The 18,880-nt window shown below is 40.7% G+C and carries 16 protein-coding genes; 6 read left to right on the plus strand and 10 right to left on the minus strand.

Features of this window, described 5'->3' with window-relative positions:
- Nucleotides 1-3: 3 nt before the first annotated feature.
- A complete protein-coding gene (truA, locus tag BGP15_RS08425; RefSeq protein ID WP_286769218.1) occupies nucleotides 4-759 on the minus strand; it encodes a tRNA pseudouridine(38-40) synthase TruA in 756 nt (251 codons plus the stop codon).
- A gap of 319 nt (nucleotides 760-1,078) precedes the next feature.
- On the minus strand, nucleotides 1,079-2,380 hold the full coding sequence (locus BGP15_RS08430) for a UDP-N-acetylmuramoyl-tripeptide--D-alanyl-D-alanine ligase (protein ID WP_112375083.1): 1,302 nt from the start codon (nucleotides 2,378-2,380) through the stop codon (nucleotides 1,079-1,081).
- Between the two features lie 384 nt (nucleotides 2,381-2,764).
- On the opposite strand from BGP15_RS08430, the gene uxaC reads away from it, so the two are divergent.
- The 5 genes from uxaC (at nucleotide 2,765) to BGP15_RS08455 (ending at nucleotide 9,090) form a co-directional block, all read left to right on the plus strand.
- A complete protein-coding gene (gene uxaC, locus BGP15_RS08435; protein ID WP_070561475.1) occupies nucleotides 2,765-4,165 on the plus strand; it encodes a glucuronate isomerase in 1,401 nt (466 codons plus the stop codon).
- 9 nt (nucleotides 4,166-4,174) lie between these two features.
- On the plus strand, nucleotides 4,175-5,200 hold the full coding sequence (locus BGP15_RS08440) for a sugar kinase (protein ID WP_236586150.1): 1,026 nt from the start codon (nucleotides 4,175-4,177) through the stop codon (nucleotides 5,198-5,200).
- Nucleotides 5,197-5,841: a bifunctional 4-hydroxy-2-oxoglutarate aldolase/2-dehydro-3-deoxy-phosphogluconate aldolase gene (locus BGP15_RS08445; protein ID WP_070561479.1), complete on the plus strand. Its 645-nt coding sequence runs from the start codon at nucleotides 5,197-5,199 to the stop codon at nucleotides 5,839-5,841. The genes BGP15_RS08440 and BGP15_RS08445 overlap by 4 nt, the downstream gene beginning before the upstream one ends.
- Before the next feature lie 115 nt (nucleotides 5,842-5,956).
- The gene (locus BGP15_RS08450) at nucleotides 5,957-7,399 is read left to right on the plus strand and encodes an MFS transporter (protein ID WP_502688435.1); all 1,443 of its coding nucleotides are present in this window, start codon (nucleotides 5,957-5,959) and stop codon (nucleotides 7,397-7,399) included.
- Nucleotides 7,400-7,470: 71 nt separating this feature from the next.
- Nucleotides 7,471-9,090, plus strand: a complete 1,620-nt coding sequence (locus tag BGP15_RS08455; RefSeq protein ID WP_070561481.1) for an NADP-dependent glyceraldehyde-3-phosphate dehydrogenase — start codon at nucleotides 7,471-7,473, stop codon at nucleotides 9,088-9,090.
- 83 nt (nucleotides 9,091-9,173) lie between these two features.
- Here BGP15_RS08455 and BGP15_RS08460 read toward each other — a convergent pair whose 3' ends face one another.
- The 3 genes from BGP15_RS08460 to BGP15_RS08470 all read right to left on the minus strand — a co-directional run bounded on the left by BGP15_RS08460 (nucleotide 9,174) and on the right by BGP15_RS08470 (nucleotide 13,755).
- A complete protein-coding gene (locus tag BGP15_RS08460) occupies nucleotides 9,174-11,582 on the minus strand; it encodes a TonB-dependent receptor (RefSeq protein WP_070561483.1) in 2,409 nt (802 codons plus the stop codon).
- 138 nt (nucleotides 11,583-11,720) lie between these two features.
- Complete coding sequence (locus tag BGP15_RS08465) at nucleotides 11,721-13,391, minus strand: PspC domain-containing protein (RefSeq protein ID WP_286769219.1); 1,671 nt, start codon at nucleotides 13,389-13,391, stop codon at nucleotides 11,721-11,723.
- A complete protein-coding gene (locus BGP15_RS08470) occupies nucleotides 13,384-13,755 on the minus strand; it encodes a PadR family transcriptional regulator (RefSeq protein WP_046673104.1) in 372 nt (123 codons plus the stop codon). Before BGP15_RS08470 ends, BGP15_RS08465 begins: the two co-directional genes overlap by 8 nt.
- Before the next feature lie 154 nt (nucleotides 13,756-13,909).
- On the opposite strand from BGP15_RS08470, the gene BGP15_RS08475 reads away from it, so the two are divergent.
- Nucleotides 13,910-14,296 carry a VanZ family protein gene (locus BGP15_RS08475; RefSeq protein WP_083295776.1) on the plus strand — a complete coding sequence of 129 codons (387 nt, stop codon included), beginning with the start codon at nucleotides 13,910-13,912 and terminating at the stop codon, nucleotides 14,294-14,296.
- 131 nt (nucleotides 14,297-14,427) lie between these two features.
- On the opposite strand, the gene BGP15_RS08480 is transcribed toward BGP15_RS08475, so the two are convergent.
- From BGP15_RS08480 to BGP15_RS08500, 5 genes are all read right to left on the minus strand, one after another.
- Nucleotides 14,428-15,126: a ComF family protein gene (locus BGP15_RS08480; protein WP_115046362.1), complete on the minus strand. Its 699-nt coding sequence runs from the start codon at nucleotides 15,124-15,126 to the stop codon at nucleotides 14,428-14,430.
- 40 nt (nucleotides 15,127-15,166) lie between these two features.
- Entirely contained in the window at nucleotides 15,167-16,267 is a 1,101-nt protein-coding gene (gene rlmN, locus BGP15_RS08485; protein WP_376746599.1) for a dual-specificity RNA methyltransferase RlmN, read from the minus strand.
- Between the two features lie 74 nt (nucleotides 16,268-16,341).
- Nucleotides 16,342-16,923 (minus strand): MiaE family protein, encoded by a 582-nt coding sequence (locus BGP15_RS08490; protein WP_046673102.1) that lies wholly within the window; start codon nucleotides 16,921-16,923, stop codon nucleotides 16,342-16,344.
- Nucleotides 16,924-16,994: 71 nt separating this feature from the next.
- Nucleotides 16,995-18,035, minus strand: a complete 1,041-nt coding sequence (locus tag BGP15_RS08495) for an Atu2307/SP_0267 family LLM class monooxygenase (protein ID WP_286769220.1) — start codon at nucleotides 18,033-18,035, stop codon at nucleotides 16,995-16,997.
- Between the two features lie 170 nt (nucleotides 18,036-18,205).
- Nucleotides 18,206-18,874, minus strand: a complete 669-nt coding sequence (locus BGP15_RS08500) for an AcvB/VirJ family lysyl-phosphatidylglycerol hydrolase (protein WP_286769221.1) — start codon at nucleotides 18,872-18,874, stop codon at nucleotides 18,206-18,208.
- Between the last annotated feature and the right edge of the window lie 6 nt (nucleotides 18,875-18,880).

Raw genomic sequence — 18,880 nt, forward strand, 5'->3', positions numbered from 1 at the left:
ATTCTATATATAAGGATATGCTACTTCTGTTAAATACAACCCATGTGCCGGCACGGAAACACCTGCCTTCCCCCGGTTTTTGCTTTGGATAACCTCTTGCATAAATGAAACAGGTTTACCTTTTATGCCTATTTCCAACGATGTACCCACAATAGCACGGACCATATTGCGCAAAAAGCGATCAGCGGTAATATGAAAGACCAAATGTTGTTCGGTATGCCATACCCACTCGGCTCTACGAATATCGCAAATATTTGTAAACACCTGCGTATGAGACTTACTAAAGCATTCGAAATCTTGTTTACCCAATAAAAATTGTGCAGCTTCATTCATCTTTTCAACATCCGGACGATCGCGCATAAAACATGAATAGGGATAGATAAAAGGATCTTTATGAAAATGAAGATGGTATTCATAGGATCTTTGTGTCGCATCGAAGCGAGCATGTGCTTCGGATTCCACTTCGATCAGGCGCTTCACGGCCACATCAAAGGGCAATAGTGCATTGAGCGAATGAATAAAACGATCAGCTTTTTGTAGAATACCCACAGGGGCTGCATCGAAATGTGCATACAATTGCTTGGCATGAACACCTGTATCTGTACGGCCAGCTCCAGTTGTTTCAATGGGTTCCCGCAACAGGGTTTCAAGCGCCTTATTCAGCACTTCCTGCACGGAAATTGCATTATTCTGAATTTGCCAACCATGATAAGCCTGTCCAAAATAGGCTATTTCTAAAAAAAAACGTCTTTTATCCATTATATGCAACAAAGGTACGTTTTTCCAAATGAGCATCATTTCTCCGTAGAACGAATTTGCTCATTTTCCTTATTATTTAATCCTTACATGACAAAACTGTTTGTTTTGCACTTCCTTTCGCTCGATGCTACTGGGCGAGTCATTCGGGATTCAGTGGAACGAAGGTTTCCGCAACATCCTATCAACTTCGTCCCGCAACCACGGTAAGTCCACAGTGAGTCCACCTTTTTAAGTACATTCAATGCGGGAGCACCATGGTCGCCATATGTTCGCACCCCGAACTTATCCCCTCGTTGTGCATAGCATAAAGCTAAAAAGGCTACAGTAGTTCGACCAGATTTTCAAAGGCCATACCCCTTGACGCTTTCAATAAGACCGTGCTGTCCACAATAGGATTTCCGCTGATTGCCTGTTTTGCTTCGGCAGTAGTTTCATAAAATGCTCCACCTTCATAACGATGTGCGAAAAATTCTTTTCCTACAAAAATTTTGCGATCTGCAGGAATAGCTCTTACGTTCTCGACAATTTTTTTATGTTCTTCAAATGATTCTGTCCCCAATTCAAACATATCACCCAATACAATAGCCTTCTTATCCGCTTCAATAATCCGAATATTATCCAATGCAGCAGCCATGCTTGTTGCATTTGCATTATAATAATCGCAGATTAGCGTATTGTGGGCAGTTTTCATAACCTGCGAACGATTGTTCGTAGGGGTATATCCTTCAATACCCCGATTGATTGACGCAGAAGAAACGCCAAAATGCAAACCTACTGCAATAGCTGCAAGAAAGTTTTCGGTATTATAAGATCCTGTTAAATGGGTATCGACAACATAAGATTCGGCCGTGCCTTTCTTGTGCCATTCAATTTGCAAAAGGGGATTTGCCCTAAGAAGCTTTCCAATCACATCATTACCTTCCGAAAAACCATAAGTGACAATGTTGGCTATCTTGCGGGCGGAAGCCATCTCTTTAAGATGTGGGTTATCTGCCTGCAAAAATAATACCCCTTGATGGTCCTGCAGCCAATCGTACAGCTCGCCCTTGGTTTTCTTTACTCCTTCAAAAGATCCAAAACCTTCTAGATGTGCTTTGCCAACGTTAGAAATCAAACCATGTGTCGGTTCGGCAATCCCACACAAAAAAGCAATTTCTTCCAAATGATTTGCCCCCATTTCGATGATTGCTAGCTCAACAGAATTATCTATGGCCAATAATGTCAATGGAACACCAATATGATTATTCAAATTTCCTTTTGTTGCATAGGCCTTGTATTTCTGCGAAACAACAGCGTACAACAATTCCTTTGTCGTGGTTTTTCCATTGGTTCCCGTCACTCCAATAACTGGAATATCCAATTGCTGTCTGTGGTAATTCGCTAGTTGCTGTAATGTTTTTAAAACATCATCAACAAGAATATACGCTTCTCCTTTTCGGTAGGTCTCGTCATCAATAACAACATATTTAGCACCCATTTCAAGCGCTTTCTCGGCGAAAGTATTCCCATTGAAATTGGCCCCTTTTAAGGCGAAAAATAGACTATCTTTTTCAATTTTACGTGTATCTGTTGTAATATTCGGATACTGTTTATAAATCTGATAAAGTGATTGGATATCCATGTTGAGCAATTTGTTGAACAAACTTAGAGAAATTGCTTTTTATATGCAATACAATTACGCTTTAGCAGATCATATTATTCGGGACTTATTCAAAATTTCAAGCAATCTGCGATAGCGAAAACGTGCTTAGAAAACGTAGAAAATGCGGTATAACCCGATTGCCTTAAACGCTACCGATAACGTTTGCGCATTTATTTTATTGAATTTCCTTTAAGTATGACCTGAATATTGGTAATTTCATTGACCATTTAAACAGTTTGGGAAATTCAGGCGACCGTACTTTCACCCCTTTTTGCATTTTTTATGTCCGATTACTTCAGCAATAAAAAGTTTGACAAGCAAAAGAGGATAGAAAACAGATGAACCTACAAATCAATACATTGTATGAAAACTTTTTTAGACGACAACTTTTTATTGAACACAAAAACGGCTGAAGAGCTGTACCATAATTATTCAAAACATCTGCCGATTATTGATTACCATAATCACCTAATCCCGGAACAGATTGCAAATAATGTCAAGTTTGATAATATTAGTCAGGTTTGGTTACATGGTGATCATTACAAATGGCGGGCCATGCGTGCCAACGGTGTCAACGAACATTATGTGACCGGAGACGCTTCAGATGAAGAAAAATTCATCAAATGGGCAGAAACTGTCCCTTATACCTTGCGTAATCCACTACACCATTGGACACACCTTGAATTACAACGCTATTTTGGCATAACAGATGTATTGTCTCCAAAAACCGCGGCCAAGATATATGCAGATACCAGTGCTTTACTGCAACAAGATAGTCATTCTGTCCGCGGACTACTCAAGATGATGCATGTTGAAGTCGTTTGCACAACAGACGACCCAATCGATAGTCTGGAATTTCATCAGCAGTTTGCGAAAGAGCGTGAATCATTTAAAATGCTTCCGGCATTTCGTCCGGATAAAGCAATGAATTGCGATGACCTGCCTGCATTGAACCAATACATCAATAAGCTTGAAGAAGTCAGCAATATGCAGATAAGCAGTTTAAGCGACTACCTCAAGGCCTTGAAAGCAAGGCACGACTTCTTTGCGACCAACGGCTGTAAAGTCTCAGATCATGGTTTGGAACAGATCTATGCTGAAGATTACACCGAAACTGAAATCGCATTCATCTTTGATAAAATTCGTGCAGGCAAAGAAATAACTTTTGATGAGAGCCTGAAGTTTAAATCGGCCATGTTAGTCTATTTTGCAGAATGGGATCATGAAAAAGGCTGGGTGCAACAATACCATTTGGGCGCTTTACGTAACAATAACTCCCGCATGCATCGCTTGATCGGTCCTGATACAGGCTGGGACTCCATTGGGGATTTTAGTCAGGGACGTGCATTATCAAAGTTTTTGAATAAATTAGATAACCAAGATAAGCTAACCAAGACAATTATCTATAATCTCAATCCAGCCGACAATGAACTTATTGCGACAATGATTGGGAATTTCAATGATGGTTCTATCAAAGGAAAAATTCAGTTTGGTTCAGCTTGGTGGTTTTTGGACCAAAAAGACGGCATGACAAAACAGATTAATACCTTGTCGAATATGGGTTTGTTAAGTCGTCTTGTAGGCATGTTGACCGATTCCAGAAGTTTTCTTTCTTTTCCAAGACATGAATACTTCAGAAGATTGGTCTGTGACATCTTTGGACAGGACATCGAAAAAGGAGAAATACCAAATGATATCGAATGGGTCGGGAAAATCATACAGGATATCAGCTACAATAACGCAAAAGAATATTTTGAATTTTAATAAATGAACATGCAGGGTAAAGTTTTAAGCTTTGGGGAATTGCTGTTACGGATCTGTCCGGATATTGAAGACAATTGGATTGAACAGCACCAATTGCCTTTCTACGTTGGAGGAGCAGAATTAAATGTCGCTACAGCTTTGGCCCTATGGAACGTGCCATCATCCTACTTATCTGCGATACCGCAAAATGCCATTTGTGAAGGTATAGATGTCTATTTGAAACGTAGAAACATAGACACATCGGCGATGCAATGGGGCGGAGAGCGCTTGGGCATTTACTATCTCCCCAAAGGTAAAGATCTTAAAAATGCGGGGGTTATCTACGATCGCGCCAATTCATCTTTTGCAAGCCTCAAAGTCGGCAGTATTGATTGGGACAAAGCCTTGAAGGACGTGAAATGGTTTCACTTTTCGGCAATTTGCCCAGCAATTAGCCAGGATATTGCAGACCTCTGTCTTGAAGCTGTGCAAAAAGCACAGGAAAAAGGAATTTTTGTGTCCTTAGACCTTAACTACCGATCGAAGCTTTGGAAATATGGTAAAACACCGAAAGAGGTTATGCCTCGGATTGCCAAGTACTGCAATTTAATTATGGGCAATATATGGGCCGCGCATCAGATGCTGGGCACGCCGCTTGACGAACAATTCTTAACAAACACGTCAGGATACACCGAAGAAGAGTTACTCGCGCAAGCAGATCGAACCAGCCGAGAAATCATTGCTTCCAACCCCATGTGCCAGTATGTCGCCAATACCTTCCGTTTTGACCACCATACCAAAGGGATAGAATACTACAGCACATTATTTGATAAAGACCGTTTGATCAAATCCACAACCTATATAGCGGAAGAGATTTTGGATAAAGTAGGAAGTGGCGACTGCTTTATGGCGGGTCTGATTTATGGATTGTATTCCAACCTTTCGCCGCAGGAGACGCTAGAATTTGCAACAAGCGCGGCATTCGATAAACTATTTATCGCCAGCGATGCAACAACAAGTACAGTGGACGATATTAAAAAGAGATTAACAACATGAATTTAAAAGAGATTGTATTAAATAAAATTATCGAACAAGGAACACTTCCTTTATTCTTCCATCATGATCAGGAAGAAAGTATCGATATTCTACGAACATTATACCGAGCGGGTGTACGCGTTTTTGAATTTACAAATCGTGGCCCCGAGGCGTTGGCTGTTTTTGAGCGCCTTGTTGCAACGAGGGACCTTGAGATGCCAGACCTCTACTTGGGTATTGGCACCATCAAATCGGTGGACGATGCACAACAGTTTCTCCAGGCCGGTGCTGATTTTATTGTGGCCCCCTTAGTGAATCCTTTGGTTGGCTCGCTTGTACATGAGCACCATAAGTTGTGGATTCCAGGCTGCATGACACCGACCGAAATCTACACGGCTCAACAGCAACAGGCCGCATTGATAAAATTATTCCCTGCAAATATTTTGGGACCAGCATTTATGTCATCTATTCGGGATCTTTTTAAAGGTCAGAACTTTATACCAACGGGGGGTGTAGACATCGAAATAGAAAATCTAAAAGCATGGTTCAGGTCAGGTGTATGTGCGGTAGGTATGGGCAGTAAACTGATTGATCCAAAGGACACCAGCAATTTATTCGAAAATACACAAAAAGCACTTGATCTTGTCTCAAAAGCACGTTAAAAACAATAAGATTGCTTGTATGCCTTCCACGAGCATCGTAAAAGGAAGGCATACAGCGTTCATTATTCGTCATTTGAAGCGATAGGTTCAAGAAAAATAAACAATTAAACCCATTATGATTAATACAGAGAAAAAGGGTAATTACCGTTGGGTAATCTGTGCCCTCCTATTTTTTGCTACCACAATCAATTACTTGGATCGCCAGGTATTATCCTTAACCTGGAAAGATTTTATCAGCCCTGAATTCCACTGGACAAATACAGACTATGGAAATATTACCGCTTTGTTTTCTATTTTTTATGCCATCAGCATGCTTTTCGCGGGACGTTTTGTCGATTGGATGGATACAAAAAAAGGTTTTCTATGGGCGATTGCTATTTGGTCCATTGGCGCCATATTACATGCTTTTTGTGGTATTGCAACCTCAGGAATTGTCGCTGGCGAGTGGTTTGTTGGATTTGAAGGCGCAAAAGAAGCTATTTCTCATGTGAACAATGCCGGTTTAATCATCAGCGTTAGTGTAAACTTATTTATTTTCGCCCGGTTTGTATTGGCTGTCGGGGAAGCTGGAAATTTCCCAGCGGCCATTAAAGCTACCGCAGAGTATTTTCCAAAGAAAGATCGTGCATTGTCCACCAGTATTTTCAATTCAGGGGCAACCATAGGAGCATTGGCTGCTCCATTGACCATTCCGGTCATCGCAGCACACTGGGGCTGGGAGATGTCTTTCATCATAATAGGAGCCCTTGGGTTTGTCTGGATGGGTTTCTGGATCTTTCTTTATAAAAAACCGCACGAGAATCCAAAAGTAAATGCGGCTGAATTGGCTTACATTCACCAAGATGACCATGAACACCAAACGGAGCATTCTGCCTTAACAAAACAGCCCAAAACCACCATAGCAGAATGCCTCAAGTACAAGCAAACCTGGGCCTTTGTCTTCGGAAAATTCATGACCGACGGCGTCTGGTGGTTCTTCTTATTCTGGATGCCAGCCTATCTATCAGCCGTTTACGACATAAAGTCTTCTGATACAGCAGGGCAATTGGCCATATTTGTTTTATATGCGATCACCATGCTGTCAATTTACGGCGGCTGGTTGCCGACGTATTTTGTGGAGAAAAAGGGAATGAATGCCTATGAAGGTCGAATGAAAGCTATGTTGCTGTTTGCTTTCGTCCCATTAGTCGTACTCTTTGCACAACCCTTGGGGCATATTTCCTATTGGATACCCGTTATTTTAATTGGTTTTGCAGGTGCGGCACATCAATCGTGGTCGGCCAATATTTTTTCCACTATTGGCGATTCTTTTCCAAAACGTGCCATTGCCACTGTTACAGGAATCGGCGGGCTTGCGGGCGGTGTAGGAGCCTTTATTATCAATAAAACTTCGGGCTGGCTATTCGACTATGCCAAAGAGACTCAACTTGTCTTTATGGGTTTCAAGGGAGAAGAAGCGGGATATTTTATTATTTTTTCGTTCTGTTCAATCGCATATTTAATTGCATGGATTGTAATGAAAACACTAGTACCTAAACTTATTTTAATAAAAAATTAACAAATATTGTAATATTTACAGTATATTAGCAATATCTTTATAAATATCAATCTAAACCACTTTTAAAAACAATGAGCTTAAACTTAGAAGGTATCTTCTACGAGGAGAAAGACATTCCCGCAGAATTTACGCTAGACGAACAGGTCGATCAAAGAGAGTTCCTTTCCAATGGAGAAATGATTTCTTGGACGGGTCAAGTAAACGAAGTATTTTCACCTATCTGTGTAAAGACTAAGGACGGCTTGAAACGTAAGCGCATCGGTAGTTTCCCTGTTTGTACTGAAAAAGAGTCCATGGAAGCCTTGGAAGCTGCTGTAAAAGCATACGACAATGGCCGTGGAGAATGGCCGACAATGAGCGTTGCCGATCGTATTACTTGTGTTGAAAATTTCACACAAAAGATGATTGCCAAGAAGGACATTGTTGTCAAGCTTATTATGTGGGAAATTGGCAAATCCTATGCTGACTCTGTTAAGGAGTTTGACCGTACGGTAGAGTATATCTACGCAACGATCGACGCATTGAAAGATATTGACCGCGATTCTTCCCGTTTTCAGATCGAACAAGGTATTATAGCCCAAATCAGAAGATCTCCACTAGGAGTTGTTTTATGTATGGGACCATTCAACTATCCATTGAATGAAACCTTCACAACGTTGATCCCTGCTTTGATCATGGGGAACACGATGTTGTTCAAACCACCTAAACATGGTACATTATTACATTACCCTTTATTAGAGGCTTTCAAAACAAGCTTCCCGAAAGGCGTTGTCAATACAATTTATGGTCGTGGAAACAAGATCGTTCCAAGTCTTATGCAGTCTGGAAAGATCAATGTGTTGACGTTGATCGGTTCAAGCCGTGTTGCTGACGAACTTAAGAAATTACATCCTAAAGTTAACCGTCTACGCGCAATTCTTGGTCTTGACGCAAAAAATGCGGCAATCATCACGAAGGATGCCGATTTAAATCTTGCTGTTTCTGAAACCGTACTGGGTTCTCTTTCATTCAATGGCCAACGCTGTACCGCACTTAAAATTATCTATGTACACCGCAGCTTGGCACAAGAGTTCCTAAAACGTCTTTCTGCGGAAGTTGCTAAATTAAAGTATGGTATGCCTTGGGAAAAAGGCGTGTCTTTGACACCTCTTCCAGAGGTTAACAAACCAGCTTATCTGACGGAATGTATCGAAGATGCAAAAGCGTATGGTGCAAAGGTGATTAACGAAAATGGTGGACAAGTAGCAGAATCTTTCTTCTACCCAGCGATCGTTTATCCGGTCAATTCTCAAATGAAACTTTACAGAGAGGAACAATTTGGTCCAGTTATCCCTGTTGTGCCATTTGATGACCTTGAGGAACCTATCGAGTACCTGATCGGCTCTTCGCATGGACAGCAGGTCAGTATCTTTAGTAACAATGCGGCTGTTGTGTCGTCTTTAATCGATCCATTGGTCAATCAGGTAAGTCGTGTCAATATCAACTGCCAATGTCAACGTGGTCCAGATACCTTCCCTTTCACCGGAAGAAAAGATAGCGCTGAGGGAACTTTATCCGTTGTGGATGCTTTGCGTTCATTCTCGATACGCTCCCTGGTCGCGGCAAAGTTCACCGAAGAAAACAAGAAATTGTTGAATGACATTGTTAGTGAAAATGAATCGAACTTTTTAAGTACCAAATACATTTTCTAATAGCATTGTCTATAAAAAAAAGCGACACCGCAGGATGATTTAGATCATCTCGCGGTGTCGCTTTTTTTAGAAAATTCAAGGGCCTATTGCGCTCTTTCTTTCTCCTCATTACTTGTATCTTTCTTACGATAGTTGTTTTTTAAATTTCCGAATTTATACGAATAGGTCAATCGAACCACGCGACGATCTTGGTATTGCCTGATACTGGAGTCAAAATCGCCGAAATTGGTTTTCAGATTCTGATTCCCTGTATTAAACAAGTCGCTCACCGCCAGCTTCAACGAACTACGTTGATCTTTAAATGTCTTGGTCGCTCCTACCTCCATATCCCAACGGGCCTTCATATCGTATACATTATAGTTGAACGGCGAGAAATACCTCAAATTGACATTAGCGGACAGACTTTTCGCCAGTTTTAAATTGTGCATCGATGTAGCCTGCAAAAGAAAGGAGGTCCTTTTCAGCGGATAACCACTCACCATGCCATCAAAGTTAAAGTGGATGCCTGTAATATTGTTATTCATGCTCCAAATCTTGGATACCGTAACCGGGATGTTCAGATTCAGATAAGCCGTCAAATTTTTACCTAAATTTTCACGTATAACCCACGTTTGTTTTAGCACCGAATCTTGCCCCATGCTCTCTACAATCGCATCCCGCACATCGTTAATACCCAATGTCACATTATAACGTTGCATCAAGGTATAGTTTAGGGTGAATTCATTGGAAAATTGCGGATTCAGGTAAGGATTACCACGTTCAAAGGTTAGTTTATCAATAAAATAATCAAAAGGATTCAACTGTCGGTAATTAGGACGCGTGATCTTCCTTGCGTAACCTAAGGAAAGGATATGATTCTCATGGAGTGTATACGTCAGATTTGCATTCGGAAAAAGTTTAAAGTAATTCCGTTTCACTTGCTTATTTAACGTAAGCGAGTTCCCGTCAGAAAATGTATATTCTCCCCTCGCGCCGACCTTCAGGCCCCATTTCCCTATGGTATTATTATAGTCTATATATCCAGCGGCGATCTGCTCCTTATACACAAAATGATTCGTACGCTTTTCATTATTAATCCAGGAATTGTTCAAAAAGTCTTCAAAGGTTAAATCGTTATCCGACGTAACGTTAGAATATTTAGCCCCCATCTCAAGCTTGGAGACCTTAGATAGCGGTTGTTCATAATCCAGTTTGGCGACATAGATATCGATTCCGATAGGCATTCTACTGCGTTGGATCTCTTCGGGCGTAATCGCATTCATCTGACCATCAAAATATTGGTTATTATAACCTACGCGTTTGCTGCTTTTGAATTTACTCCAATCCAGGTCAAGGGTAAGTTTTCTGCCATTCGAATCAATTCTAAACTCATTGTTTAAATTAGCGGAGTAACGATCAAATAATTCTTTGAACTGCGATGTTGAAATCAAAAGCGAATCCAATGTTGTAAAAGACTTTCCTACATTGGTTTTACTATCGTTATCGTTGTATTCGATATTATTCGATCCATTAAACTGCACGGTTAAGGTGTTTCTGGCCGATGTCCTTTGCTCAACACCGAAGCGATAGGAATGGTTCTGTTCCTTTTCGTCCAATATCGACCTTTGTTTAAAATAGGTCTTTTCACCTTTATTCTGAATAACACGATCAAGCAGAAGCTTCCGGTGGCTTTTCTCATCCGAATACGCATACGATCCAAATACTGTCGTATTGTTCTTCTTATAGTTTAAGGATAAGGAGCTGTTCCCTCTGAATTTTTCTCCCCTCCCTGCCGTCATGTTAAAGGTTCCGTTAAAACCTTCCATACGATTTTTTTTGAGTACAATATTAATTGTACCCACTGCCCCCTCAGCGTCATCTTTTGCTGCACGCGTAGTAATCACTTCGACGGACTTAATCTGATTGCCATCCGTACTCTTCAAAAAATTCACCAACTGTTCACCGGACATATAGGTCTGCCGACCATCGATGGTCACGGATACACCAGATTGCCCCATCAACTGTAGGTTATTATTGTTATCTAAACTCACTCCAGGAGCCCGCTGTACAATATCTAAGGCATTATTCCCTGCGGCTAAAGGCGAATTTTCCACATTTAAAACCAGTTTACCGGGCTTGCTTTCAACCATCGGCCGCTTACCCTCTACGGCGACCTCCTGCAATTTTCGTGTATCCGTGTTCAGCAGGATCGCCGGGACCTTGTGGTCTGATTTGCTGATATCAAAAACATTGCTCTTATTGGTGGTATACCCGACCATTTTCGCCTCGACATAATAACTTCCAGCTTGTATATCCGAAAATTGGTATTCTCCATTTTCATCAGTAACAACGGCTTTCAGAATGACAGTCGTCTTTGCCTTCATCAGATAAGCAGTTGCCGAGGCCAAAGGCACATTATTTTCTACATGTACTTTGCCTGTAACTTTCACTTGCGCATAGGCAAATGAAGTAATTAAAAAATTTAAGAGTAAGAGGTAAAAATATCTTTTCATTCGTTTATAAATAGGTGTAATAGCATTTACTTTTAATGGTATTAAATAGGCTTATAACACGAAGGTCAGTACTGATTTTCGATTGGTTATAGCGGTAATAATTTGTCTTCCGCCTTCAGGCGGAAGACTTGGTTTATGTTATTTCTTTTTTGTCTCTATGGTAACACCATCTTTTTTGAGATTAATAATGGTATCCCGACGGATGACAACAGACGTATCATGTGCAACTACCTCATTCCCCTCAGTGGCTGTTTCGTCACTGTCATCTGACTTTTCAGGCGGCAAGGCACATTTCAACCCGAGTGATGTGACCACAAACTCGACGTCTTTTACATCATTTAAATCTTCCTTATAGCGATCTCTGCACTCGTAGAATGATATATCTCTTAATTTATCTTCCAGACGAGCATTAATGACCAATTTTGTGCCCACAGGCAGGAATAAAGTAATATTAACTTCTTGATCCCGATAAAGTTCGCCTTCATTCAATTGAAACGCGTTGTCAAATGTTAATGACGTACTATCTTGTCTCAACGCATAATTAATTTTACCCGCTCTGTCTGTTGCAACTTTATAGGAATTTCCTTTAGCCGAATACTCATAACGTACATAAGGTTCTTGCAAAGAGTCAATACGCTCAATTCGAATACGGATATTACGCCTCAAATAGGTTGAAACGTTTTCATTTTTAATACCGATACCACTTCTCACACCATTTTTTAAGCGGATTACCCGAATATCATTTTCATTTAAGTAATAAACAGCCTGTTTTTGCAGCGGTTTCTCTTCGACAATTGTACTAGACTCTTTGAATTCCTTTGCTACCGATGTAGCGTAGTAGATGATACCGCCTATCGATGCCAACCAGACTAAAAACAAGGTGGTTGTCAAATAATTGTTCATTGGTTTTTTCTCGAAGAGAACACGGAGAAGCAAATAGAACAACCCGGCGAAAGGGATAAAAATGGCCAAGAAACCCGCGATCAAAGCGAAAGGTACATCGCTCGGATTCATGAGGTAGAAAGGACCAGAATCGTCCATGACGTCAGGAATTACGTTCACAATAGCCAGTGCAAAGAAGATAAGTCCAATGATCAATCCGATGAGCGTTAACCCGACGATAATAACAAAGAATACGCCGATAACTTTCACAAAGACCTGCAATAATTTAGCAACACCATCTCCGGTGCGGTCCATTCCCCTCGAGAACGAGTCCCTTACCCCGCTCATTTCTTCATCAAAAGAACGTTTGAAGTTCTGAATATTCGGTGCTTCACCACGCATCTCCATCTTATCTGCACGGGTTACAGCGAGCGGCATTACGATCCATAGGATAACATAGACCAATACGCCCGATCCACCGATCACAACAAATAAAGCAAAGAGTAAGCGTACCCATTTCGCCTCAATACCAAAAAAGTGCCCCAATCCACTACATACTCCACTGAAAACTTTGTCATCGGGATCGCGCATCAGCTTTTTCCCTACTTTAAAACCATCTGCATTTGGCTGGCGCTGAAAAGACGCATAACCGTCCTGATCCTCAGACTCGAAATCGCTGACGCTCCCCATTTGCTCGATAACGGCATTAACATCGTCCATATTCAGAACTTCTTTGCTGCCCGCCTGAATCTTCTCGGTAAACATTTCAGAAATACGATTTTCGATGTCCTCCAAAATCTCCTTACTATCTTCCGATTGTCCAAAGTGCTTCTTTATATCAATCATGTAGGAGCGAAGCACCTCATAAGCATCCTCTTCAATATGGAAGACGATACTATTTATGTTGATAATTATTGTCTTATTCATCGTTATTATCTTTAACTGGTTTAGTTGAATCATTGTTTCTACCCACCAATGACGTGTTTACAGCAAACACGAGCTCATTCCAGGTAACATCTAGTCGCGAAAGGACTTCTAACCCTTCTTGGGTAATTTCATAATATTTTCTAGGCGGACCTGAAGTTGACTCCTTCCATATATAGCTTAACAGTCCATTGTTTTTTAGACGTGTTAGAAGCGGATATAAGGTTCCTTCCACAACCAATAATTGAGCTTTCTTCAGTTCGCTGATAATATCGGAGGCATAAATTTCTCCTCGAGAAATTATGGATAGGATACAATATTCAAGTATCCCCTTCCTCATTTGGATTTGTGTATTTTCAGCTATCATAACAATACAAAGATATATGTATTTTATGGTACCATGCAATACATAGTACCATATAAAACAAAACAATATAACTAAACAACTGATTTACAGTGAAATAATTTTTAAATAAATAATATTTTTATTTCTATCAGGAAATTTTTGGATATTTATCGCCATGATTAAAATCTTATTAGACTATAAGTGGTGTTTTATTTGGGCCATAATAGTTATTGTTTTATGCACCCTCCCGGGCAATAATTTTGATGCAGTTCCCGCCTATCCAGGTATGGATAAATTAGTCCATTGTGGGATGTTCTTTGTTTTCTGTACATTGCTATACAACGGTGTAATCCAGCAATTCCATGGTAAACCGACCCGTTGGCTTCCAATCTTTGTCGTTTCCATCCTTGGTTTTTTATTTGCAGGACTGACAGAGTTACTTCAGCTTTATATTTTTACGTATCGCAGCGGTGACTGGTGGGATTTATTTGCAGACAGCATCGGAATCGGCATGGCAGGATTTGCCTATCTCCTAAACTATGTCAACCGACGTCGCAAATAACGTGTTGAATTCGTTTTGACCTGGTCATTACTATTGAAGGCATGGCCTGCTCGTAATAGTGGTTACCGTAATTATTGAAATTCGCTTTATCCGGACGGAGAAGGGTATAAGTTATGGGATAGACTTTCGAACTAGGCTCTTGCCAGCGTAGCAACAGATACCCTGCAATCAACTGCATCTAAGAGTGTCAATGCTGCTGAAACAACCGTTGCTCCCGTGGTCAATACATCGTCAACCACAAGGATATGTACGTTAGCCGGCAACATAGTGCCTTTGTAATCGAAAATATCACTTACATTGTCGTACCGGTCGATCCGCCCCTTACCCGTTTGGCTCATTGTCGCTTTCTTCCTGACTAAAATATCTTCCCGCAAGGGGATTCCCATTGCTCTGGACAACCCTCTTCCGAAGTAAGTGGATTGGTTGTAGCCTCTTTTTCGGAATTTGCTACGGTGCAATGGCACAGGAACAATACAATTGATATCCTGATAGGCCTTTATTTTGATTAATTTTAAGCCGTATAGATAACCAAAATATTCTGCAAGAAAAGGTTGGTTATTGTATTTAATCTGATAAATGAGGCGCTCTACGCGACTATCCTTTTGCAATAATAAGAATGAACAGGCCTCTTCCACAGGAGCTTTCCCCCAAAGCTGTCTTGCGGTATCATTATCCGAGTATTCGTGAAAGTTAGTATAAGGCAAATGGAAATCGCATGCTGTACAGACAAACTTTTCCTGATATTTTAGCACACAGCCGCAACAGCCACATTCCCTTGGAAAAAATATGGCTATAAAATCGCTAAAAACCTTATTTAATTCGGATTTCATCTGGTTAATTCCCTATTAAAGATAGGAACTATCCTTCAGATTATGCTTCGGATTCCTCTTTTTCCTTATCTTTAATTGCTAATTGTCCGCAGGCTGCATCGATATCTTTACCACGGCTACGTCTCACATTCGTGATGATACCTTGGCTTTTTAAATAATTTGCAAATACCTCGATTTTATCTGCTTCAGCGTTCAGGAAATCGGCCAGTGCGATAGGGTTGTATTCAATCAGGTTGACCTTACAAGGAACATGTTTACAGAACTTGGCCAGTTCTTTTGCATCCTCCAACTCATCATTGAAATTGTTAAAGACAATATATTCAAATGTAATTGGGCTCTTTGTTTTCGCATAAAAATATTTGAGTGCTTCTGCCAATGCTTTCAGTGAGTTCTGCTCATTGATAGGCATAATTTCATTCCGTTTTTTGTCATTTGCCGCATGCAAAGAAAGTGCTAGGTTAAAACGTACCTGATCATCACCCAATTTCTTAATCATTTTTGCGATACCCGCTGTGGACACCGTGATCCGCTTGGCGGCCATATTCAATCCATCTGGCGCTGTAATGCGCTCAACAGACTTCATCATATTGGCATAATTCAACAAGGGCTCGCCCATCCCCATATAAACGATATTTGTCAGTGGCTGCCCATAGTACTCTTCGGCTTGCTTGCTGATAAGAACGACTTGATCATAGATCTCATCGGCATTAAGGTTCCGTTTACGGTCCATATAACCTGTTGCACAGAACTTACAGGTTAAGCTACAGCCCACCTGTGAGCTGACACAAGCGGTCATTCGTTCCGGAGCAGGTATTAACACCCCTTCAATGATGTTGTTGTCATAGAGCCAAAAACTACTTTTAATTGTTTTATCTGAGCTGATCTGAGATTCTTTGACTGTAACTGCATTGATCGTAAAATTCGCTTTCAGCTTCTCACGAAGGGGCTTACTCAAATTACTCATCTGATCAAAATCTACGCAAGATTTCACCCAAATCCATTCATAAATCTGCTTCGCACGAAAGCCCTGCTCCCCCAACGCGGTAAGTTGATCTTTGATCTGATCCAAAGACAAACTCCTGATATCTATTATTTTACTTTTTTCAATCACGGTACAAAGATAAGAATAAATAAGTGACAAAAAATCCCGTTCTAAGAAATAGAACGGGACAACTGTTATGTATGTGTTTTAAAATAGGTAGGAGCGAGGTTCAATTAGCCATGAATGGCTTCTTTACTTCCGTACGACTGAATTAGCTTCCCTTCAAATTCCAACCACTCCTTCCAACGCTTTTCTACGTCGACGTCTACGGAATATTTGCGTGCAAAATTTAGAAATGTGGTGTAATGATTTGCCTCAGACACCATTAAATCATAGTAAAACTTCGCAAGATCTTTATCTTGAATATTTTGTGAAAGTACTCTAAAACGTTCGCAGCTACGGGCTTCAATCATCGCCGCGAATAATAAACGGTCAATAAAAGCCATATTTCTACTGCCATCTTTTTTAGAGAATTTCATCAATTGACCGACATAATCATCTTTCCGTTCACGACCCAAGGTATAGCCACGTTCTTTGATGATATCAATAACCATCTTAAAATGTTCCATTTCTTCGATTGCGATTGCTGTCAGCTCATGCACCAAATCTTCGTGTTCTGAGTTGTTGGTAATTAAGGATATGGCATTTGAAGCAGCCTTTTGTTCACACCAGGCATGATCTGTCAAAATCTCTTCTAAATTTCCTTCTGCAATGTTTGCCCATCGCGGATCTGTCAACAACTTTAATCCAAGCATCTTACTCTCTAAAATGATTTACGACACAAAGGTAGCGAATATCTCAGCGTTAAAAAAATGATAATCGCTCTTTAGGCATCTTTATGAAGAGCCTTTCGAATTTCAGGTGCTATTTTCTCACCAAAAATCTCTATAGAACGCAGCATTTCTTTATGCCCAGGGGCGCCCACATCCATATGTGCAGAGAAGCGTGTCAATCCAAATTTCTCCTGTATTTGCAATATTTTATCTACGGCATAAGCAGCATCCCCAACAATAAGGTGTCCTCTGGAAGACCTTCCGAAGTCATATTGTGTGCGTTGGTATGGCGGCCATCCACGACTTGCTCCGATACGATCCATCTGTGCCGAATAAATCGGATAATAGTAGTCTGCTACCTGCGCGTTGTTATCGCCAAAGAACGCATGCATGTGTACTCCGACCTGAAAATTAGCCATATCATGCCCATTATCCTCATATGCTTGACGGTACATGTCAAATAAATGATCGAAGCTTTCATACATCCCGCCGATGATGGCAAACATAACCGGTAAGCCCAACTTTCCGGCACGGATCACAGAAGATGTTGTGCCACCTACTGCAACCCAAATCGGTAGTGATCCATTTTTAGGTCGTGGGAAAACTTCCTGATTGATTAATGGTGCTCTAAAATTACCGCGCCAAGTAATTGGATTTTGCTTATTCAGGCGAAGCAAAAGCTCTAGTTTTTCCTCAAACAACTCGGAATAATCTTTTAGATCATAACCAAATAAAGGGAAGGATTCAATGAAGGATCCTCTTCCTGCCATGATCTCAGCACGTCCATCGGATAAAAGATCGACGGCTGCGAAATCCTGAAATAATTTAACCGGATCGGCAGAACTTAATACCGAAACTGCACTGCCCAATTTAATATTTTTGGTAACGGTAGAAGCCGCAGCCAAGATAATTTCGGGTGCTGCAACCGCATAATCTGCACGGTGATGCTCTCCTATTCCAAAGAAATCCAATCCTACTTGATCCATAAGCTTGATCTCTTCGATAATTTCTTTCATTCTATCTTGTGCTGCCTGGATTTGACCTGTAACAGGATCTATCCTTGAGTCGCCAAACATTCCTATTCCTAATTCCATTTTATCTATTTTATAAGTCATTCAAAAGTAACACCTTCTTTCCCTAAATTATTTGATCTAGGATAAGAAAATGATACCGCACCATACAATGGGTCACAAAAAAATAAAGAGCTGTCTATTTGGTCGTTTACTTGATCTGACCATTAACAAAGTTATACAAGGCTCCTCGGCTAAAAGAGTGCAACAGTATTCTTCGCGACCTGGTCTGCATTGCCACTAAAATGATGCCCGCCGGAGAGGTATTTTTTTGTAAAAATCTTAAGTGTTATCTTCTGTATCGGGAAATCAGCTTCATCATCACCAAGAATAACGCCCGTTTTGACTGCACCCATTCGATTGATTTCCGCGATCACGTCAAGACTCCGTTTTGTATTACTCCGACCCAAAATATCCGCTATATGAATCTCCAAATCTGTTGACACAGATGGTTCCAGCAGGACAACACTCTTTAGGTTCTTCTTAATGACGGGATCCAGGCGATTAATAATAAAAGGAACCGCGTCTGCGCCAAATGAATACCCCACTACAAAAAGATGCATATTTTGCCGTGCTAAGAGTACGTTTTTCAGTGTATTCGAAACATCGGCAGCAATCTCACTCGGGCTTTTCTTCTTCCAGAAATAGGTTTTCGAATCGATCGCTGCCACAGTATATCCTACTCCAGCAATCAGCTCACAAAGCTTGTTAGAGAATGAATTAAATCCACCATCGCCACTCAGATAGAGAACCAAAGGTAATGCAGCTTTATTGTTCCAATATTTCATGTCAATCAAACGCTGTTGTGCAAACGCATGAAACGCCATGCCAGCAATTATTAATAAGGTAGCTATTTTTTTCATCTGTAC

Origin of the sequence: Sphingobacterium sp. 40-24, assembly GCF_001899705.1 — a bacterium.
Classification (GTDB): domain Bacteria; phylum Bacteroidota; class Bacteroidia; order Sphingobacteriales; family Sphingobacteriaceae; genus Sphingobacterium; species Sphingobacterium multivorum.

Bases quoted from the DNA above. Each gene is read 5' to 3' on its own strand.
- truA (WP_286769218.1), bottom strand. From the start codon at position 759: ATGGATAAAAGACGTTTTTTTTTAGAAATAGCCTATTTTGGACAGGCT.
- BGP15_RS08430 (WP_112375083.1), bottom strand. From the start codon at position 2,380: ATGGATATCCAATCACTTTATCAGATTTATAAACAGTATCCGAATATT.
- uxaC (WP_070561475.1), top strand. From the start codon at position 2,765: ATGAAAACTTTTTTAGACGACAACTTTTTATTGAACACAAAAACGGCT.
- BGP15_RS08440 (WP_236586150.1), top strand. From the start codon at position 4,175: ATGCAGGGTAAAGTTTTAAGCTTTGGGGAATTGCTGTTACGGATCTGT.
- BGP15_RS08445 (WP_070561479.1), top strand. From the start codon at position 5,197: ATGAATTTAAAAGAGATTGTATTAAATAAAATTATCGAACAAGGAACA.
- BGP15_RS08450 (WP_502688435.1), top strand. From the start codon at position 5,957: ATGATTAATACAGAGAAAAAGGGTAATTACCGTTGGGTAATCTGTGCC.
- BGP15_RS08455 (WP_070561481.1), top strand. From the start codon at position 7,471: ATGAGCTTAAACTTAGAAGGTATCTTCTACGAGGAGAAAGACATTCCC.
- BGP15_RS08460 (WP_070561483.1), bottom strand. From the start codon at position 11,582: ATGAAAAGATATTTTTACCTCTTACTCTTAAATTTTTTAATTACTTCA.
- BGP15_RS08465 (WP_286769219.1), bottom strand. From the start codon at position 13,391: ATGAATAAGACAATAATTATCAACATAAATAGTATCGTCTTCCATATT.
- BGP15_RS08470 (WP_046673104.1), bottom strand. From the start codon at position 13,755: ATGATAGCTGAAAATACACAAATCCAAATGAGGAAGGGGATACTTGAA.
- BGP15_RS08475 (WP_083295776.1), top strand. From the start codon at position 13,910: ATGATTAAAATCTTATTAGACTATAAGTGGTGTTTTATTTGGGCCATA.
- BGP15_RS08480 (WP_115046362.1), bottom strand. From the start codon at position 15,126: ATGAAATCCGAATTAAATAAGGTTTTTAGCGATTTTATAGCCATATTT.
- BGP15_RS08490 (WP_046673102.1), bottom strand. From the start codon at position 16,923: ATGCTTGGATTAAAGTTGTTGACAGATCCGCGATGGGCAAACATTGCA.
- BGP15_RS08495 (WP_286769220.1), bottom strand. From the start codon at position 18,035: ATGGAATTAGGAATAGGAATGTTTGGCGACTCAAGGATAGATCCTGTT.
- BGP15_RS08500 (WP_286769221.1), bottom strand. From the start codon at position 18,874: ATGAAAAAAATAGCTACCTTATTAATAATTGCTGGCATGGCGTTTCAT.